Origin of the sequence: Pelagerythrobacter aerophilus (genome assembly GCF_003581645.1) — a bacterium.
Lineage (GTDB): Bacteria > Pseudomonadota > Alphaproteobacteria > Sphingomonadales > Sphingomonadaceae > Pelagerythrobacter > Pelagerythrobacter aerophilus.
The window spans coordinates 750117-767292 of record NZ_QXFK01000019.1 but is presented as its reverse complement, the minus strand read 5'-3'; the positions used below and the strand labels follow the sequence as shown (position 1 = coordinate 767292).

17 protein-coding genes are annotated in these 17176 nt (G+C 64.8%); 7 read left to right on the top strand and 10 right to left on the bottom strand.

The window, feature by feature from the left end:
• The first annotated feature begins 83 nt into the window (after positions 1–83).
• The 5 genes from D2V04_RS17505 to D2V04_RS17485 all read left to right on the top strand — a co-directional run bounded on the left by D2V04_RS17505 (position 84) and on the right by D2V04_RS17485 (position 6797).
• Entirely contained in the window at positions 84–1586 is a 1503-nt protein-coding gene (locus D2V04_RS17505; RefSeq protein WP_119511619.1) for an O-antigen ligase family protein, read from the top strand.
• Positions 1587–1746: 160 nt separating this feature from the next.
• On the top strand, positions 1747–2373 hold the full coding sequence (locus D2V04_RS17500; RefSeq protein ID WP_182849620.1) for a polysaccharide biosynthesis/export family protein: 627 nt from the start codon (positions 1747–1749) through the stop codon (positions 2371–2373).
• Positions 2374–2427: 54 nt separating this feature from the next.
• Positions 2428–4542 (top strand): GumC family protein, encoded by a 2115-nt coding sequence (locus tag D2V04_RS17495; protein ID WP_182849621.1) that lies wholly within the window; start codon positions 2428–2430, stop codon positions 4540–4542.
• Positions 4520–5707: a hypothetical protein gene (locus tag D2V04_RS17490; RefSeq protein ID WP_147391748.1), complete on the top strand. Its 1188-nt coding sequence runs from the start codon at positions 4520–4522 to the stop codon at positions 5705–5707. Before D2V04_RS17495 ends, D2V04_RS17490 begins: the two co-directional genes overlap by 23 nt.
• Before the next feature lie 76 nt (positions 5708–5783).
• Positions 5784–6797, top strand: a complete 1014-nt coding sequence (locus tag D2V04_RS17485; protein ID WP_119511622.1) for an NAD-dependent epimerase/dehydratase family protein — start codon at positions 5784–5786, stop codon at positions 6795–6797.
• A gap of 6 nt (positions 6798–6803) precedes the next feature.
• Here D2V04_RS17485 and wecC read toward each other — a convergent pair whose 3' ends face one another.
• The 10 genes from wecC to D2V04_RS17435 all read right to left on the bottom strand — a co-directional run bounded on the left by wecC (position 6804) and on the right by D2V04_RS17435 (position 15324).
• Positions 6804–8105 carry a UDP-N-acetyl-D-mannosamine dehydrogenase gene (gene wecC, locus D2V04_RS17480; protein ID WP_119511623.1) on the bottom strand — a complete coding sequence of 434 codons (1302 nt, stop codon included), beginning with the start codon at positions 8103–8105 and terminating at the stop codon, positions 6804–6806.
• A gap of 101 nt (positions 8106–8206) precedes the next feature.
• Positions 8207–9328, bottom strand: coding sequence for a non-hydrolyzing UDP-N-acetylglucosamine 2-epimerase (wecB, locus tag D2V04_RS17475; RefSeq protein WP_119511624.1), 1122 nt, complete (start codon positions 9326–9328; stop codon positions 8207–8209).
• A 35-nt stretch (positions 9329–9363) separates the two neighbouring features.
• On the bottom strand, positions 9364–9987 hold the full coding sequence (locus D2V04_RS17470; protein ID WP_119511625.1) for a hypothetical protein: 624 nt from the start codon (positions 9985–9987) through the stop codon (positions 9364–9366).
• A gap of 101 nt (positions 9988–10088) precedes the next feature.
• Positions 10089–10610 (bottom strand): demethoxyubiquinone hydroxylase family protein, encoded by a 522-nt coding sequence (locus D2V04_RS17465; protein ID WP_119511626.1) that lies wholly within the window; start codon positions 10608–10610, stop codon positions 10089–10091.
• On the bottom strand, positions 10607–11086 hold the full coding sequence (locus tag D2V04_RS17460; RefSeq protein WP_119511627.1) for a disulfide bond formation protein B: 480 nt from the start codon (positions 11084–11086) through the stop codon (positions 10607–10609). Before D2V04_RS17460 ends, D2V04_RS17465 begins: the two co-directional genes overlap by 4 nt.
• Before the next feature lie 11 nt (positions 11087–11097).
• Positions 11098–12441 carry a S41 family peptidase gene (locus D2V04_RS17455; RefSeq protein ID WP_407672026.1) on the bottom strand — a complete coding sequence of 448 codons (1344 nt, stop codon included), beginning with the start codon at positions 12439–12441 and terminating at the stop codon, positions 11098–11100.
• An 80-nt stretch (positions 12442–12521) separates the two neighbouring features.
• Positions 12522–13745 carry a murein hydrolase activator EnvC family protein gene (locus tag D2V04_RS17450; protein ID WP_119511628.1) on the bottom strand — a complete coding sequence of 408 codons (1224 nt, stop codon included), beginning with the start codon at positions 13743–13745 and terminating at the stop codon, positions 12522–12524.
• A gap of 4 nt (positions 13746–13749) precedes the next feature.
• Positions 13750–14172, bottom strand: coding sequence for a 23S rRNA (pseudouridine(1915)-N(3))-methyltransferase RlmH (locus D2V04_RS17445; RefSeq protein ID WP_119511629.1), 423 nt, complete (start codon positions 14170–14172; stop codon positions 13750–13752).
• A gap of 12 nt (positions 14173–14184) precedes the next feature.
• Positions 14185–14577, bottom strand: coding sequence for a ribosome silencing factor (rsfS, locus tag D2V04_RS17440; protein ID WP_119511712.1), 393 nt, complete (start codon positions 14575–14577; stop codon positions 14185–14187).
• Positions 14578–14655: 78 nt separating this feature from the next.
• Complete coding sequence (locus tag D2V04_RS17435; RefSeq protein ID WP_119511630.1) at positions 14656–15324, bottom strand: nicotinate-nucleotide adenylyltransferase; 669 nt, start codon at positions 15322–15324, stop codon at positions 14656–14658.
• A gap of 337 nt (positions 15325–15661) precedes the next feature.
• Between D2V04_RS17435 and D2V04_RS17430 the strand changes: the two genes are divergently transcribed.
• Together D2V04_RS17430 and D2V04_RS17425 are read left to right on the top strand one after the other, a co-directional pair.
• The gene (locus tag D2V04_RS17430) at positions 15662–16750 is read left to right on the top strand and encodes a M23 family metallopeptidase (RefSeq protein ID WP_119511631.1); all 1089 of its coding nucleotides are present in this window, start codon (positions 15662–15664) and stop codon (positions 16748–16750) included.
• Positions 16743–17159 (top strand): bactofilin family protein, encoded by a 417-nt coding sequence (locus D2V04_RS17425; protein ID WP_119511632.1) that lies wholly within the window; start codon positions 16743–16745, stop codon positions 17157–17159. Before D2V04_RS17430 ends, D2V04_RS17425 begins: the two co-directional genes overlap by 8 nt.
• Positions 17160–17176: the final 17 nt, after the last annotated feature.

Sequence of the window (17176 nt, the reverse complement as noted above, 5' to 3'; positions counted from 1 at the left end):
ATGTTCGCGACGATATTGCGCCGCTGCCCGCCCCGTCGCCAATTGGGCGTCCACGGGCGTGCCCAGCCTCAGCATGAGGTTGGATGATGGAGGCACCGCCTGTTGCTTTGAACCGAACGAAGCGCTCGCGGCGTCGCGGGCGCATTCTGGAGAGTGTCCTGTCGTCACGGGCGCGACTAAGCGTCCTTTGCGGGCTCCTGGTCGTCATTTTTCTGACCGGCGGCAGTTCGCGGGCCGACATGCAATCGCTGGTCCTGCTCCGCCCCATCTCATTGCTCGCTTTGGGGTACGGACTACTCACAATCTCCCAGGAGCATATCCGACGTTACTGGCCCCTCGTTACGATAGCAGCGGCTACCGTGGTCCTTTTCGCGTTTCACCTCATCCCCCTGCCGCCCGGGCTTTGGCACTCTTTGCCGGGACGAGAGACCATCGCGGAGTTGGATGCCTTGCTCGGACTCAATGATCAATGGCGGCCGCTGACTCTGGACCCCCAGACAACTCGCAATGCTCTGTTGGCGCTGGCCACGCCTTGTGCCGTTCTCGTTTTGGGCATCCAGCTTGGTACCGGGCAGCACGAGAAGTTATTGACCTTCATCCTAGGACTCGGTGTCTTGACGGCTATCTGGGGGCTACTGCAACTCATGGGCAGTCCCCGGGGACCGCTCTACCTCTACAGCCTGACGAGTTATGGCTCGCCAGTGGGGCTGTTCGCCAATCGAAACCATCAGGCCGTGTTCCTCGCCAGTCTGATTCCAGTGATGTATTGCTGGGCGCAACTCGCGCAAGGGTCGTGGAAAGACATAGGAACCACCAAGGGCAAGCGCAGCGCGATGGCTGCCGGTGGCATGCTTCTGCTCATTCCGTTGCTTCTGATTACGGGATCACGCGCCGGGCTGCTGACGCTCATTCTTTCAGTATGTGTTACTGCCGCGCTGATCGCCGTGATTGCGCCTGCGGGCGCTAGGCGTACGCACCGATCCTCCGCGCTTGCCCGCATTGCTCCTGCAGCGGTTGCCGCAGCGGTTGTGGGAGGGCTCGGGCTCGTCACGATTGGTCTGGGGCGCGATCGAGCCTTTGAGCGGCTCATCGGCTCGGATCCGATCGCGGACACCCGGGCCGATCTTTTGCCCGCGACCTGGCGGATCGCGGTTGATGCATTTCCATGGGGGACGGGGGCTGGCTCGTTCGACGATGTTTATCGGATGCGCGAATCCGACACGCTTCTGAGGCCGGAGTATGTGAATCACGCACATAACGATTTCCTGGAAGTTCTGATGACCGGTGGTCTACCGGGACTTCTGATCCTGATCTTTGGCATTGTGCTTTTCGCTGCTCGAGGCTGGGGAATATGGCGCGCCGGCCGCGCCAAAATTCGCGGCAATATCTGGCCCGCTGCGGCGCTGATCGCATTAGCGATCCTATTCATCGCATCACTCATCGACTATCCTCTGCGTGTCCCGGCAATGGCGAGCTATGCGGTTCTGCTCGCGATTTGGGCTAGCAGGGGATCATACGTCGCGGATCCAGCGGAATATGGTCCACGTCGTACACGGATGGGTCGGCACTCTAAAAAGAGCTCCTAATTTCCGAAGGCCTGGGCTTGCTTATCAAAGGCGCTCCGGTAAGTGCGCAATACAAATGCGAAATTGGACGAAGCGAATGTCAACAATCAGGTATTTCCTCGTCTGCCTCACGGCGGCCAGCCTGCTCGCCGGATGCGCTGGCAAGGATCGCTCCGTGGCTATGGCGCCTGGTATCGAGTTAACTGATCTCGATAGCCTGCCGCCGCCCGATGGCGGCTACGTCACTCGGGTGCAGCCAGGTGACCAGCTGGAAATCACCGTCCTCAACTCTGAACCGTTAAGCGGTACGTATATTGTGGACGACCGTGGGAATCTCGATTTTCCGCTGATTGGCCCGATTAATGTCGAGGGGGAATCTGCGACGGGTGTGGGCAAGATAATCGCTCAGCACCTTGAAGGCCGATTTCTTCGCGACCCCAATGTCAGCGTGATCCCCGCAGAGTTGTCTCAGCCCACCGTGTCCGTCGGCGGAGAGGTTGAGAAGCCTGGCGCATATCCGGCCCGCCTTTCCCGAACGCTCGCACGGGCGATCAACAATGCCGGTGGTCTCGCGGACTACGCCAAGACGGACGATGTCGTGGTCATGCGAACCGTCGGCGACACGACATACATCGGCGTCTACAACATCGAGGCTATTCAGCGCGGGAACTATCCGGATCCACGGATCTACGCCGACGATATCGTCACGGTGGGCGACTCTCCAGCACGCCGCCGCCTCGAAACCATTCTGCAGTTCGTGCCCCTGCTGACATCGAGCGCGATCCTGATCGATCGCATTGGCAACTAATCCGTCGAGAAGAAACCAATGGCAGACGCAGTAATATATTCCGCGCAGCCGGACATGGCCGAGAACGCGGACGAAAATTCGGGGATTCTGGCGTTCGAGCGATACTGGCGCCAGGCCGTCAACTCTCGGCTTCTGATCGCTGGTATTCTCGCAGGCGGGCTCGTGCTTGGCTTGCTCATCACGTTGCTCTCCACGCCGCAGTATCGGAGCACGGCCGTGATCGAGATCAGCCGCGCGACAGCAAACGTAACGAATATCGATCAAACAGAGATCGAAGAACTGCAGGCGGACGAACAGTATTTTCAGACACAATATGAGCTGCTCGGCTCACGTTTTCTCGCCGAAGCGGTAGTCGATGCGGCGAATCTCACTGCGTCGGAATCGTTTCGCGACGCATTTGCTGACGATCCAGAGGCTCCGCTAGAACGACGAGACGCTGTCGAGATTCTTCTGGAACACATCAGCATCGAACCTGTGCGATTGTCGAATCTCGTAAATGTGCATTTCTCCAGCCCCAACCGGAGCCTTTCCGCCGAGATTGCCAATATCTGGGCTGAGCAGTTCCTGGCCGCGAACTACGAAAAGCGCTTCGGTGCGAATATCGATGCTCGGCGGTATTTGCGCGATCAGATCGCGGAACTCCGCGAGCGGCTCGCCCAGTCCGAGGAGGAACTGGTTGATTACGCGAATGCCAATCAGATCGTGATCGTCGATACGGGCGTAAACGATGACGACAGCAGCAGCGCCGCACGATCGCTGATTGGGGATACGCTTACGACACTCAATCAGGCGCTGGCACAAGCAACTGCAGAACGAATCGCTGCGGAAAGTGCCTTAAGAGCGAAAGCTACCACGGCCGAAACGCGCGCAGCATCTAGTCAGCTCCGGAGCATGCTGGCAACAGCCGAGGCCAAGCTTGCAAGCCTATCTGCAAATTTCGGCCCGGCATATCCTGAAGTTCAGGCGGCTCGATCCGAGGTGGAAGCCATCCGCGAATCCATCGCCTCTTCGGAGGGCCGCGATATTTCGGGTCTGCAGGCGGCGTATCGCCAGGCGCGTAGCGAAGAGGCGGAACTGCAGGCGCGCGTAAAAGAGGTCCAAGACCGGTTCCTTTCGCAGCAAGGCGGCGGGATTCAGTATGGAATTCTGAAGCGTGAAGTGGACACCAATCGGCAGCTCTACGACGCGCTCCTGCAGCGTTCCAAGGAACTGGAGGCGGCGGGCGCTGGCAAGAACAACATGACCCTAGTTCAACCTGCTCTACCAGCGGACGAGCCCTACAAGCCCTCGCTGGTCTTGAACCTGGCGCTGGCATTGCTCGCCGCCACAGCTGTTGCCGCAGCCGTTGTCTTCCTCCGTGAGACTATGGATCGGACGATCCGGGATCCCAACGACGTCCAACGTCTGTTCGGCCTGCCGACACTCGGCCTCATCCCACGGGTGGAGCAGGACGATTTGCTCGACGAGCTCCGTCGACGCAGTTCGGAGCTTTCAGAGGCCTACGTGGCGGCGCGTTCGAATATCTCGTTCCTGACACCGCAAGGTGCACCGAAGTCACTGATGCTTACCAGCACCCGGCCGAACGAAGGCAAATCGCTGACCTCCGTCGCGATCTGCCGCAGCTTCGCCCAGTTGGGCAAGCGGACGCTGCTGATCGATGCCGACCTTCGCAACACGGCCCTCGTCGATTTCCTCGGCAAGCAGGCATCGAAGGACGCCGGCTTGAGCAGCTTGCTGGTCGGTGGAAGCGAACCTCAGGCGGTCACCATACCGATCGAGGAACATGGATTTGACCTGATCCCAAGCGGGATGATGCCGCCGAATCCCGCCGATCTTCTCGCGACCGACGGGCTTGCCCAGTTGATCGCGAAGCTCGAGCAGAGCTACGACTTTATCCTCGTGGACGGCCCGCCGGTGCTCGGCCTTGCCGATGCGCTGGAAATCTCCACCGCGGTCCAAGGCGTGGTCTACGTCATCGAATCCAATGACGTGAAGATCCGCGCCATCGACAACGCGCTACGCCGTTTGCGTGCCGCCAACGCGAAGGTCTATGGTGCAATCGTGACCAAGCTCGACGATCGCAACTCGGCGTACGGCTACGGCTATGGGTATGGCTATGGGTACGGCTATGGCGAACCCATAGATGATGCGAATGCCGGACGCAGCTGAGACACGGCCAAGCCGTCTGCGCCTTGCGTCGGTGGTGCTGATATTTCCCGTTCTCGCGGTCCTTTCCGCGGCGCAGACGCTGGCCATCGTGGGCGAGAACAGTCAGCCGGACAAGGCAGCGACAATCGCGCCTTGGGATGGTTCGGCACAGGCCCATTTCGCGAAAGCCGCTTATCAAGGCCAACTCGCGCAGAACCCTGCGACAGCCGAACCGCCGGCGGATTGGATGGCCGACCTCGCGCTGGAGGCCTATCGGAGCCAACCGCTGGTGCCCGGCGCGCTCGCGGTGATTGGTGCCGCACAGCCTGGCGATGGAAACGCCCCATTCTGGAACGCGGCGGCGAAGATCAGCCGCCGCGACACGCTTCTCCAGGGCATGCTTCTTAACTCCCACCTGCAAGCCGATAATCTCGACGGCGCCATCCGCGTTCTCAATCAGATTCTGCAAGTGCGCGTCGAGCAGCGGCCGGCCGCCTACATCGCGCTGACGCAGGCGCTGCGCGATCCGCGCTCGGTGGACACGTTCGTGGATATTCTCGGAACCGGGCCGGACTGGGCCGATGGTTTCCTCGTCGCCGCCTCACGCGACAAAGAAGCGCTCGGGAATCTCGGTCTCATTCGTCAACGGCTGTCCGACGACATTGTAGACCCGAAGACCGACCGCAGGCTGGTGCATGCTTTTGCCAGCGCGGGCGAGTTTCAACTCGCATACGATCTCTATGCGCGCCTGTCTGCGGAGCGTCCCGAGGAGGTCGACGGTTGGAGTTCTGAGATCCCGCCGTTCGACTGGACCTTGGTCGATCAAGCCGGTTTCCGCGCCCAAGTCCTCGGCGGGGAAGAGGAACTTCAGCTGGAGATCGCACGCGGCAAAGGTGGTGTTTTTGCCAGCCGCATCCTGCCGGCGCGCTCACGAGCGCTCAGCATCAGCGGCCGACATGACCTGAAGCCGCAGCAGCAGGCAGACAAGCTGGAGATCGCAGTCTCATGCGTCGACGGCGACGCCCCGATTGCCCAAGGAAATCTCACCGGCGGGACAATCGCGCTCGATGCCACGCTGCCGGCCGACTGCGGCTTCGTGAAGATTTCGCTGTCAGGCCGAGCCTGGTCGTACGGTCAACGAATAACCGGCAGCATCTCTACACTTTCTATTTCCTTCGGCGAATGATGGCCATCCGTCGGTCTGCTATGGCCCATCCTGTCGGGCCATCTGCGGGACTCCAAGGGACACAGAGGAACAATTAATGCGCAAAGTGCTCGTCACCGGCAGCGCCGGCTTCATCGGCTTCCACTTGTCCAAGCTGCTGCTCGAGGAAGGTTTTGCCGTCGTCGGCTACGACGGCATGACCGACTACTACGACGTCAGGATCAAGGAGCGGCGGCACCAGATGCTGCTGCAGCATGAGCATTTCAGCGCGCACGTCGGCATGCTGGAGAACTTTGACCAGCTCCACGCGCTGGCCATGGCGGAGCGGCCGGACGTGATCGTCCATCTCGCCGCGCAGGCCGGCGTGCGATATTCGCTCGAGAACCCGCGCGCCTATATCGACGCGAATATCGTCGGTACGTTCAACGTGATGGAATGCGCGCGTGAGCTCGGCGTCGAGCATCTGCTGATGGCCAGTACCAGTTCGGTCTATGGCGCGAACGAGGAGATGCCGTTCGATGAGCGCGAGAAATGCGACACACAGCTCACGCTCTACGCCGCGACCAAGAAGGCGAACGAGTCGATGGCGCACAGCTACGCGCATCTGTGGAATCTGCCGACAACCATGTTCCGCTTCTTCACGGTCTACGGCCCATGGGGCCGCCCGGACATGGCGCTGTTCAAGTTTACCAAGGGCATTCTCGATGGCACGCCAATCGACATCTACAACCACGGCGAGATGTACCGCGACTTCACCTACGTGACCGACCTGGTGCGCGGTATCCGCCTGCTGATCGACGCTGTGCCGGAGCGCCCGGAGAGCGCCGACGACATCCCGGAGCATGACAGCCTCTCACCCGCGGCGCCGTTCCGCGTCGTCAATATCGGCAACAGCGACAAGGTCCGCCTGATGGACTTCGTCGAGGCGATCGAAGCCGAATGCGGGCGCGAAGCGGTGAAGAACTTCATGGACATGCAGAAAGGCGACGTGCCGGCCACCTGGGCCGATGCAACACTGCTGCAGGAACTCACCGGCTATCGCCCGCAGACCGACGCGAAGGAAGGTATCCGGCAGTTCGTTGGCTGGTATCGTGACTACTACGGCGTCTGAGGCGTGCTAGCTCGCCAGTCGTAACCCCGGTCGCTCAACGTTAGCCGCGGCGTCCGGCCAGATCCCGCGTGTGTCGTAGATCAGCGCGTGAGAGCGTTCCTCGCTCGGGACCACTCGGAATATATCGTGGTCGACGAGGACGATCAGGATGCCGCACGTCTCGAGCGCTGTGTCGAGGTCGATCAGCGCTGCGCCGGTGCCTTCGAACTCGGTCGGCAGTTCGGCGGCATAGGGTTCGACCACGTGAACGCGTTCACCGAACCTGCGCGCCAGTCTGCCCGCCACGAAGCGCGCCGGACTTTCGCGGAAGTCATCAATGTTGGCCTTGAATGCGAGCCCCAGGCAGGCGACCGGCACGCCGGGGTTGTCAGCGATCAGCTTCTCCGCTTGCGCGACGACGTGATGCATCTTCGCATCGTTGGTGTCGCGCGCGGCACGGACCATCTTCGCCTGTTCCGGCGCGCCATGGACGATGAACCATGGATCGACCGCAATGCAGTGGCCGCCGACGCCCGGGCCGGGCTGGAGGACATTTACGCGGGGGTGGCGGTTGGCGAGGCGGATAACTTCCCACACATCGAGGCCCATGTGATCGGCGATCATCGACAGCTCGTTGGCAAAGGCGATGTTGACGTCGCGGAAGGCGTTCTCGACCAGTTTGCACATCTCGGCGCTGCGCGCGTCGGTGGTGACGCAGGTGCCGCGCACGAAGCGCTTGTAGAAGGCGAGCGCCTTTCGTGCGCAACGCGGGGTGATGCCACCGATCGAGCGGTCGTTGTTGGTGAGCTCTTCGAGGATGCGCCCGGGAAGGACACGTTCGGGGCAATAGGCGATCGCCACATCGGGCGTCTCGTTCGTCAGCCCCGGAAGCTTGAGATCCGGGCGCAATCCGGCGAACAGATCGCGCATCGCGTCGGTGGTGCCGACCGGTGAGGTCGATTCGAGAATCACGGTATCGCCCTTCTTGAGCACGCCCGCGATCTCCGTAGCCGCGGCCATGACATAGGAGATATCGGGCGTGTGCTGCCCGTCCTTCTCGAACGGCGTAGGCACCGCGATAACGAACACGTCAGCTGGCTGCACCTGCGTCGACGCCTTGAGCAGGCCGCGCTGGACGACCCCCCGCACGAGACCGTCGAGATCAATTTCCTCGATATGGATCTCACCTCGGTTGATCGTCTCGACCACCGCTTCGGAAACGTCGATACCGGTTACCGGGCAGTTGGCCCGCGCGATGATCGCCGCCGTCGGCAGGCCGATATACCCAAGGCCGATGACACAGACTTCCGGTTTTTCCTCGCCGCGCATGGCCGCTCCGCTTGATATTCGCCTTCGCGCGACGCCTAACGGCGAGGGGTAAAGATACCGGTAACGATGGCGTGCGATTCCGGTAGCGAGCGGATGGAGCGTCAGACCGCGAGAAGCTCGAGGATCCGCTGCGTGGCCCGCCCGTCGCCGAACGGGTTGTGAGCCCGTGCCATGGCGTCGTAGGCGGCGGAATCGTCGAGCAGGCGCTCGGTTTCCGCAACGATACGGTCGGCGTCGGTTCCGACGAGCCTGGCGGTACCGGCCGCGACACCCTCGGGCCGTTCGGTCGTTTCGCGCATGACGAGGACCGGCTTGCCCAATGCAGGCGCTTCTTCCTGCACGCCGCCGCTGTCGGTCAGCATGAGATGCGCAACATCGAGCAGGCGGGCGAAATGCGGATAGTCCAGCGGTTCGATCAGCGCGACGTTGTCGAGCCCCGCGAGCCGGTCGTTCATCACGGCGCGGACGTTCGGGTTTAGGTGCACAGGGAAGATCACCGCCACGTCGCGGCGCGCCGCGAGGCGGGACACGGCATTCGCGATCGACTCCATCCCCTGCCCGAAGTTCTCGCGCCGGTGCGTCGTCATGCCGATGATCCGGCGCCCGGCGAAACGCCTTTCCAGCGGCATCAGGTTCGCTGCAAGCAACGGCTCACGGGCGATCTTGCCCGTTATCCAGTGCAGCGCGTCGATAACCGTATTGCCGGTGACGTGGACCGCCGCGGACTCGACGTTCTCCCGCCGCAGCGCCTCGGCCGCAGTTTCGGTCGGCGCGAGGTGAAGCGCGGCGAAGCTGCCGATGACCTTGCGATTGACCTCCTCCGGCCAGGGATGATGGATATTGCCGCTCCGCAGACCCGCTTCCACATGCGCCACGGGAATCTTGCGGTAGTATGCTGCCAACGCGCCTGCCATCGCGGTCGCGGTATCGCCCTGAACCACGACGACGTCCGGCCGTTCGATATCCAGCACGTGGCCGATACCCATGAGCAGCCGCGCGGTCAGGGCATCGAGCGTCTGGTCCGGTTGCATCAGGTCGAGATCGTGATCGGGCGAAATGCCCGCGATCTCCAGCACCTGGTCCAGCATTCCGCGATGCTGCCCTGAAACACAGACGCGGGAAACGAAGCGCTCGTCACTCTCGAGCGCGTGGATCAGGGGGAACAGTTTGATCGCTTCGGGCCGGGTGCCGAAGACGGTGAGAATGGTGCGCGGCGCGGTCATGCCGCCGGTCTTACCGCAGGAGGGTTAACGCCGCCTCAGCTTTCCGGCGTTTCCTGCGGCTCGGACGTTTCGGGCGCGTCCATGATCGGTTCGGCGTCTTCGCTCGGCAGGATCTCGGGGTTCTGCTCGTCGGGCAGCTCGGCATCGCGCTCGCGTTCGAGGCGTTCCATGTACTCGCGTTCGATCTGCTCGACGCGTTCCTGCTCGGCGGCGGCCGATTCGTCGATCGTGGACAAACGTTCAGCGCGGGCGGCGGCGATGAGCTCGCTGAAGCGGACGCTCGCACTCGTCGCCTGTTCGCCATAGGCGCGGCGGATCAGATCCTGGGTGCAGCCGGTGAAGCCGCCCGCGCCCGCGGTGGAACACGAAAGCGTGCCGAAATCGCCGATCATCTCCAGCGATTCGACGCGCCGGGTCCAGGCGGTGTTCGCCGGGTCGTCGCTGTAGCGCAGCGTTTCCGGAATGCGGAAGCGTTCGGATTCGGGCAGGCGGGCGACGACGCAGATCTCGCCTTCCGGGCACGGCGGCGCGGCATCCTCGCCATAGACCACCGACATGCGCACGTCGTCGGGCACCTCCTCCGCCGTCGCCTGCGCCGCGAGCGGGCTGGCGAGAAGCGTGGCGCCAGAAAGCGCGAATGCTGCGAGAAGCGACTTCATGCGATGGCTATCCTAATCTGCGTTGCCCGCCATTCTCGGGCGCGAGCCGTGAACTCTATATGAAGCGTGCGGAGGGCGAAAGCGGTTCCCGCCCGTGGCCCTCAGACCCGTTCGGCGAGCTTGATCGCGACGCGGCAGCCGAGGCGTATCGCCCCCGACAGCAGCGGATAGGCCGGCGCCCTTTCCGCCCCTGCGGCGAGAGCGGCATCGCGGTGCGCGCGCTCGTCCTCGCGAAATTCGTCGATCATCGTGGCGAGTTCGGGGTCGGCGCCGCTTTCGGCAAGCCGGTCGAGTTGCTGCGAATAGTGGCGGTCGATCTCTTCCTCTACCGCCGCGGTGCAGGCCATGGCCGCCTCCGGCCCGATCAACGCCGTACCCGCGCCGAGCGCGTAGCCCGCCGCCGACCAGAAGGGCTGCAGCGCGGTCGGGCGCACGCCGCGCCGCGCCATCAGGGCGTCGAACTTCGCCCGGTGTCCCTTCTCCTGCTCGGCCATTTCGGCGATCTCGGCCGCGTGCGGGCCGCGGTCGCCGATCACGTCGAGCTGGCCCTGATAGATGCGGGTAGCGCCGAACTCGCCTGCCTGGTCGACCCGGATCATCCGCGCGATATCCTGTTTCGTCATGAGGTACGCCGCTCCTTCGCCAGCAACCAGAGGATCGCCAGGCCGCCTGCTGCCGAGAACAGGAAGTTCCACCCCGCCAGCGAAATGCCGACCAGCGTCCAGGGCGCCTGATCGCAGCGGACCATCGGCGCGTTCATGATCGCTTCCAATGGGTCGCCGGTGCCGGCCTGCGACGTGACCGCGCACGCCGTCACGCCTTCCCACCAGCCGTATTCGACACCGGCATGAAACGCCCCGATTGCACCCGACACGAGGATGGCGAGCGCGGCCAGCGCAATCCACAGCCGCCGGGGCACCGCGACGGTGGAAAGCAACGCAAGCGCAAGCGCCGCGAAATGCGGCCAGCGCTGCCACCAGCACATCTCGCATGGATAGAGGCCGAAGCCGTACTGCGAGACGTAGGCGCCGGCGAGCAGCAGTGCGGGCACGCCCAGCGCCAGCCGCTGGGCCAGCCGGCCGTGAGGCGTTTCGATCATCCGCACGCGCTCTACTTCCGGTGCACGAGAGCGGTCGGAGCGGTCCGGCGCAGCGTTTCGAGCGCGTAGTGGAGCTGGTAATCCTTGATCCCCTGCTCCTTCAGCTCGTCGGCCGTCATCGTGAAGCGCGGATCCTCGCGCAGATCGCGCTCGAGCTCCTCATCCTTCAGGGCAGCTTCGTTGACGAGGTGCCCGCGAAGGTCCGATTCGCGCAGGATGAACTTGGCCCGCTTGGCCAGATCCGGATCGGAAAGCTGCGGCACGGCGATGTCGGGCTCGATCCCGCCTTCCTGCACCGAATGCCCCCCCGGCGTGTAATAGCGCGCGGTGGTGAGCTTGAGCGCGGCGTCGGGACCGAGCGGCAGCAGCGTCTGCACGCTGCCCTTGCCGAAGCTGCGCTGGCCCATGACCACGGCGCGGCGGTGATCCTGCAGCGCACCGGCAACGATCTCGCTGGCGGAGGCCGAACCGGCATCGATCAGAACGATCATCGGCACGCCCTTGGCGATCTCGCCGCGATAGACCGTCTCGGCGTTGTAGACGTAGGTCTCTCCCGCCGCGCGGCCGCGCTGCGAGACGATACGGCCTTTCTCGAGGAACAGGTCGCTCAGCGCCACTGCTTCATCGAGCGAGCCCCCGGGGTTGGCCCGCAAGTCCAGCACGAGACCCTTGAGGCCCCCCGGGGCTTCCTTCGAGAGCGCTTCCCACGCGGAGAACACGTCGGCCCCCACGTCGCGCGAGAACTCGTTGACCATGATCACGCCGATATTGCCGGACTGGAGTTCGTGCGTGACCGGTTCGAGTTCGATCAGCCCGCGCGTGACCGTGACATCGAAGGGTTCGTCGCGCCCGGGGCGGAAGATGGTCAGGCGGATCGAGGTGCCGGCCGCCCCGCGCATGCGGGAGACCGCCTCGTCGAGGTCGCCCCCATAGATCAGCTCGCCATCGAGGTGCGTGATGTAGTCGCCGGCCTTGAGCCCGGCCTCCATCGCAGGACTGCCGCGGAACGGCGAGATGATCTTCACCGCGCCGTCGTCCATCTGCACGGACAGGCCGAGACCGGTGTAATTGCCGTCGATCATCGTTTCGAGGCGCTGCAGGTCCGACCCGTCGAGATAGGCGGAATGCGGATCGAGGCTGGCGAGCATGCCGTCGATCGCGCCGCGGATCAGCTTCTCGTCGTCGACCGGCTCGACGTAACTGGCCTTAATCCGCTCGTACGTCGCGAACAGGCGCGCGAATTCGGAGCCGGCGCGGCCATCGACCTGCGCGATGCCCGCAGTGGTCGCCGGAATGAGCGCCACCGCAGTGACGAGCGCGGCCGACCGGGCGAGATCGGCGAATTTGATGGCCATAAAGCCTCCTTTACGAGAACGCTTTTATCGCGCGCGCAGGCTTAATGCCAGATGAGGATGCGGTCCGCGCCGCAGCCCTCCTACCCGAGATAGTCGAGCGGGTTCACCGGTGTGCCGTCGCGCCTGAGTTCGAGTGTCACGACCGGCGCGTCGACCGCCGCGACGCCGAGCGGGGCGCCGGAAACGAGCGCCTCCCCGACATCGACATCGACACGCGAAAGGCCTGTGACGAGGCTGGTCCACCCGCCCTCGTGTTCGATGATGACGATCCGGTCGTAGCCGCGATAGGGGCCGGCGAAAGCGACTCGGCCGCTGCCCGGGGCGACGACCTGCGCGGCCGGGCGCGGGGCCAGCGAGAGACCATTGCTGCGCACGCCTGCGGAGGACACCGAGCCGAAGCCCGCCACGGTCTGCCCGACGACGGGAAGCTGGAAATCGTCGGGCGGCGCGGTCGCGGAAGGCGTTGGCGTCGGGCCGGTGGCGGCAGAAACCCGAGCCGATTCGGGGCTTGCCGGCCGGATCATGGGGCCGGGAAGCGCGGCGAGGTCACGGCGCAGCGCGCTGGCGTCGTCGAGCCTTGCGATCAGCCCGTCGAGATCGCGCGCCTCCTCCGCCAGCGCGAGCGCCCGCTCGGCCTCGCGGGCAGCGACGCCCGTGGCGCGGCGCGACGCGAGCCTCTGCCGACTTTCCAGCCCGACCAGTCTTTGGCGCCGCGCGCCGAGCTGCGCCTCGCTCTGGCGCAAGGCCGCGAGAGCCTGCAGCGCTTCGGTTTCGAGCCGTGCCCCGCGCGCAATCTCCGCGCGGAGGGCGGCGGTGCGCTGGCGCACTTCGGGAACGGTCGTCTCCAGCAGGGCACGCAGATAGACCGTCTCGCGGAGCGATCCGGGGCGCAAGGCCGACAGCGCGAGCGGCCGGCGGGCGAACTTCTGCAAGGCCGCAGTGAGGCGCAGCAGCGGCTCGCGCCGCTCGGCGAGGCGCATGTCGAGCTGCTGCCGCTGGCCGTCGATCAGCGCGATTCGCGCCTCCGCGGCGGCGATGTCGGCTTCCGCCTGCTGGATACGCGCGGCGAGCGCGGCTGCCTCTCGCGCGGTCTTCTCCGCCGCCTCGGTCGCAGCGCGCGCTTCGGCTTCGAGCCGCGCCCCGCGCGCTTGCGCGGCCCGCGCTTCCTCCCGCGCCTCGCGGAGCGCGGCACGTGCGTCACCGGGATCGAACACGCCGTCGGCCCGCTGCGCGGCAGCAATACCGCCGATCACCCCGGCGGTAGCAGTCATGGTGAGGACGAGGATCGTCGCGCGACGCGGCATTGCGCTACCCTGCCCGATGGTAGGGGTGTCCGGCAAGAATCGTAGTGGCGCGGTAGAGCTGTTCCAGCAGCATGGCGCGCGCGAGCAGGTGCGGCCAGGTCGCATTGCCGAACGCGAGCAGAAGGTCCGCCTCCGCGCGTTCCTCCGCCGAATGGCCATCGGCGGCGCCAAGCACGAAGCGCGCCTCGCGCACGCCCTCGTCGCGCCAGCGGCCGAGCAGCGCGGCAAAATCTTCGGAGGAGAGCTGCTTGCCGCGCTCGTCGAGAAGCACGGTGCGCGCCGGCGCCTGCGGATCGGGCACTTTGCCCCCGGTCTCAGGCAGTTCGGTGGACTTGAATGGCCAGGTCAGCCGCTTCTCGTAACGCGCGACCAGTTCGGCCTCGGGCGAGCGCCCGATCTTGCCGCGCGCAACGACATGCAGAAGCATGTTTTGTCGGCCTCAGGCGGTTCCGGCGGCCACGGGTGGAGCGTCGCCGAAGGCCCACATGCGTTCCAGGTTGTAGAAGCTGCGGACTTCCGGGCGGAACAGGTGGACGACGACGTCGCCGGCGTCGATCAGCACCCAGTCGGCCTGGGGCAAGCCTTCGAGCCGCACCGGCCCATGGCCTTCCTGCTTGACCCTTTCGGCGAGCTTCTGCGCGATCGCGGCCACCTGACGGGTCGAACGGCCCGAGGCGATGACCATGTGATCGGCAATGCTCGACTTGCCCGCGAGCGGGATCGACACGACGTCCTGCGCCTGGTCGTCCTCCAGTTGCGCGAGGACGAGCGCGTGAAGCGAGCCCGGCTCGGCTTCAATCGCCGGCGGGTGCTGCGAATCGTGCTCGGGCATGGATGTTTGCGCCTGGTTCATAGGCGGTTGTTGCGCTCCTGACGGTTGCGAGAGAAAATGCGAGGGCGGCGATGCGCATCATGGCGCCTGCACGCGCTCCCCCCGGGATATGGGGACTATTCGGCGGAATGTAAGCTGATCGCGCGGCGGAACCTGCGAGTAGCGCCCGGCCCACTCGGGGTCGGCACGGCGGATGGCCGTGGCCGATCGGGGATCCGGATCGAAACGCAATGTCACCAGGCTCGGCGCACTCCAGTCGCCCCTGTTCCTGAACTCGGCAGCTTCGACCCGATGTCGGCGCAGCCATGCCATCGCGGGGCTTGCGAAGGCCGCGCCATCATAGCCGGGCCGCGCGATCACCGCAATCGGCATCGCACGCGCTATGCCGCGCCAATCCTTCCACTGGTGGAACTGCGCGAGATTGTCCGCCCCCATGAGCCACACGAACTCGCGGTCCGGATAGCGCCGGATCAGCGCCCGCAGCGTATCCACCGTGTACCGGGTGCCGAGTTCGCGCTCGATTGCGGTGACGCGGATCGGCGCGCGGCGCGCCTGGCGGATCGCCGACTTCACTCGCGCAGCGAGCGGAGCCATGCCGGCCCTCGGCTTGAGCGGATTGCCCGGCGAGACGAGCCACCAGACTTCGTCCAGCCCGAGCGTCTCGGCGGCGAAGAGCGATATCCGGCGGTGCCCGCCATGCGCGGGATTGAAGCTGCCGCCAAGCAGACCGATCCGGCGTGCACGCATCAGGGGGAGATCGGCCTCAGGCGGCCGCGTGTGATCAAGCCCATTGCCGCGGCCTAGCAGTGGTGGCCAGGTCTGTCAGGCGCGGATTCGCTCCACGACCGGGTGAAGCCATTTGCGAAGAACTTGGGTTAATTTCGTAACCTGGAAACGATTCAGCGTGTGAGTCGTTCGATTCGCCCTTTTACTTTATTTCACGATTCGACCCGAGGCCCCTCCCATGCTAGCGGCCCCGCCAGAATAAAAGGACGGCATAGGGGTCGTAATTTTGGTGACTAGCTCAACCGTAGGCGGATGGGTGGACCGCCTTCGGGCTTGGTTCCCGGATCGTGAATTCTTCATGCGATCCCAGGGACAGGTCCGTTTCATTCGGATTTCATCGCGCGTGCAGATGACCGCCGCAGGGATCGCCTCGGCGGCGCTCGTCGCGTGGATGGTCAGCCTCGCGATCATGGGCTGGAGCCAGTTCCGCGCTGAAGCCGACCGCATGTCGCTGCTCGAACGCGAAGCGCGAGTCGCGACATCGGAAGAGCGGCTCGACGCCTATGGCGACGATCTTACCTCCGTCGCGAAGGATCTCGAACAACGCCAGACGGTGCTCGAGGAAATGGCCGAGATGCTGCCCGACGACATCAAGGGGCAGGCACCGGTCAGCGATTCCACCGGCGAAGCGGCGGAAACCGTCGCCAAGGTCAGCGCGGTCTTCCCCGAAGCGCGGTCGCTGGCCGAGATCGAGGCGCGCCAGCTCGCGCTGGTCGAGAAAATGACCCGCTTTGCCGACCACCGCGCCGAACGCGCGGCAACGGCAATGCGCACGCTTGGTCTCGATCCGTCCACGATCCTGCGCTCGGCCCAGCAGGACGCAATGGGTGGTCCGCTCGAACTGCTCGCGACCGGCGCCGACGGCAAAGTCGATCCGCGTTTCGAGCGCCTCGGCCTCAGCCTCGCGCAGATGGCCGCGCTCGAGCAGGGTCTCGACGGCATTCCGCAGTTCGAGCCTGCCAATCTCAAGTACATTTCGTCCGGCTTCGGCTATCGCCGCGACCCGTTCACGGGCCACGGCGCGATGCACAAGGGCCTCGATTTCCGCGGTCCGGTCGGCGCGCCGATCTTCGCCGCGGCGGAAGGCCGCGTCAGCTTCGTCGGTCGCAAGTCGGGCTACGGCAACGTGGTCGAGATCACTCACGGCAACGGCCTGACCACCCGCTACGCCCATATGTCGAAGTTTTCCGCCAAAGTGGGCCAGCAGGTCGACGCTGGACACGTGATCGGCGCGATCGGCAGCACCGGCCGCTCGACCGGCCCGCACCTCCACTTCGAAGTCCGCATCAACGGCCGCGCGGTCAATCCGCGGCCCTTCCTGGAGACAGCGCCCGATGTTCTCAAAGAAGCCAGAGCCCGAGTCGGCGGGAGCGATTCCAATGGCTAGGCCCCCCGCACCTTCCAGTTCGACGTTCTCCGTGATCGGAGCCGACGTCACCATCAAGGGCGACGTGTCCGCCTCCACCGAGCTTCACGTCGACGGCCGCATCGAGGGCGACATCGCTTGCGATTCGCTCGTCCAGGGCGAAACGAGCGTGATCGAAGGCGCGATCAGTGCCGAGACGGCGCGCCTCGCCGGCCGGATCTCCGGCTCGATCACCGCGCGTCACCTCGTCGTATTGAAGTCGGCTCGGGTCGAAGGCGACGTGAACTACGACGCTCTGACCATCGAGCAGGGCGCCCAGGTCGAAGGCCGCTTCGCCCACCGTGCGCCCAACCAGCGCGGGGCCGACAAGCCGGCCGCGCCGGTCCCAGCGAGTGATGACGGCGAACCGAAGCTGACGCTGGCGACCTGAGCCTCGGGCTAAGCCCG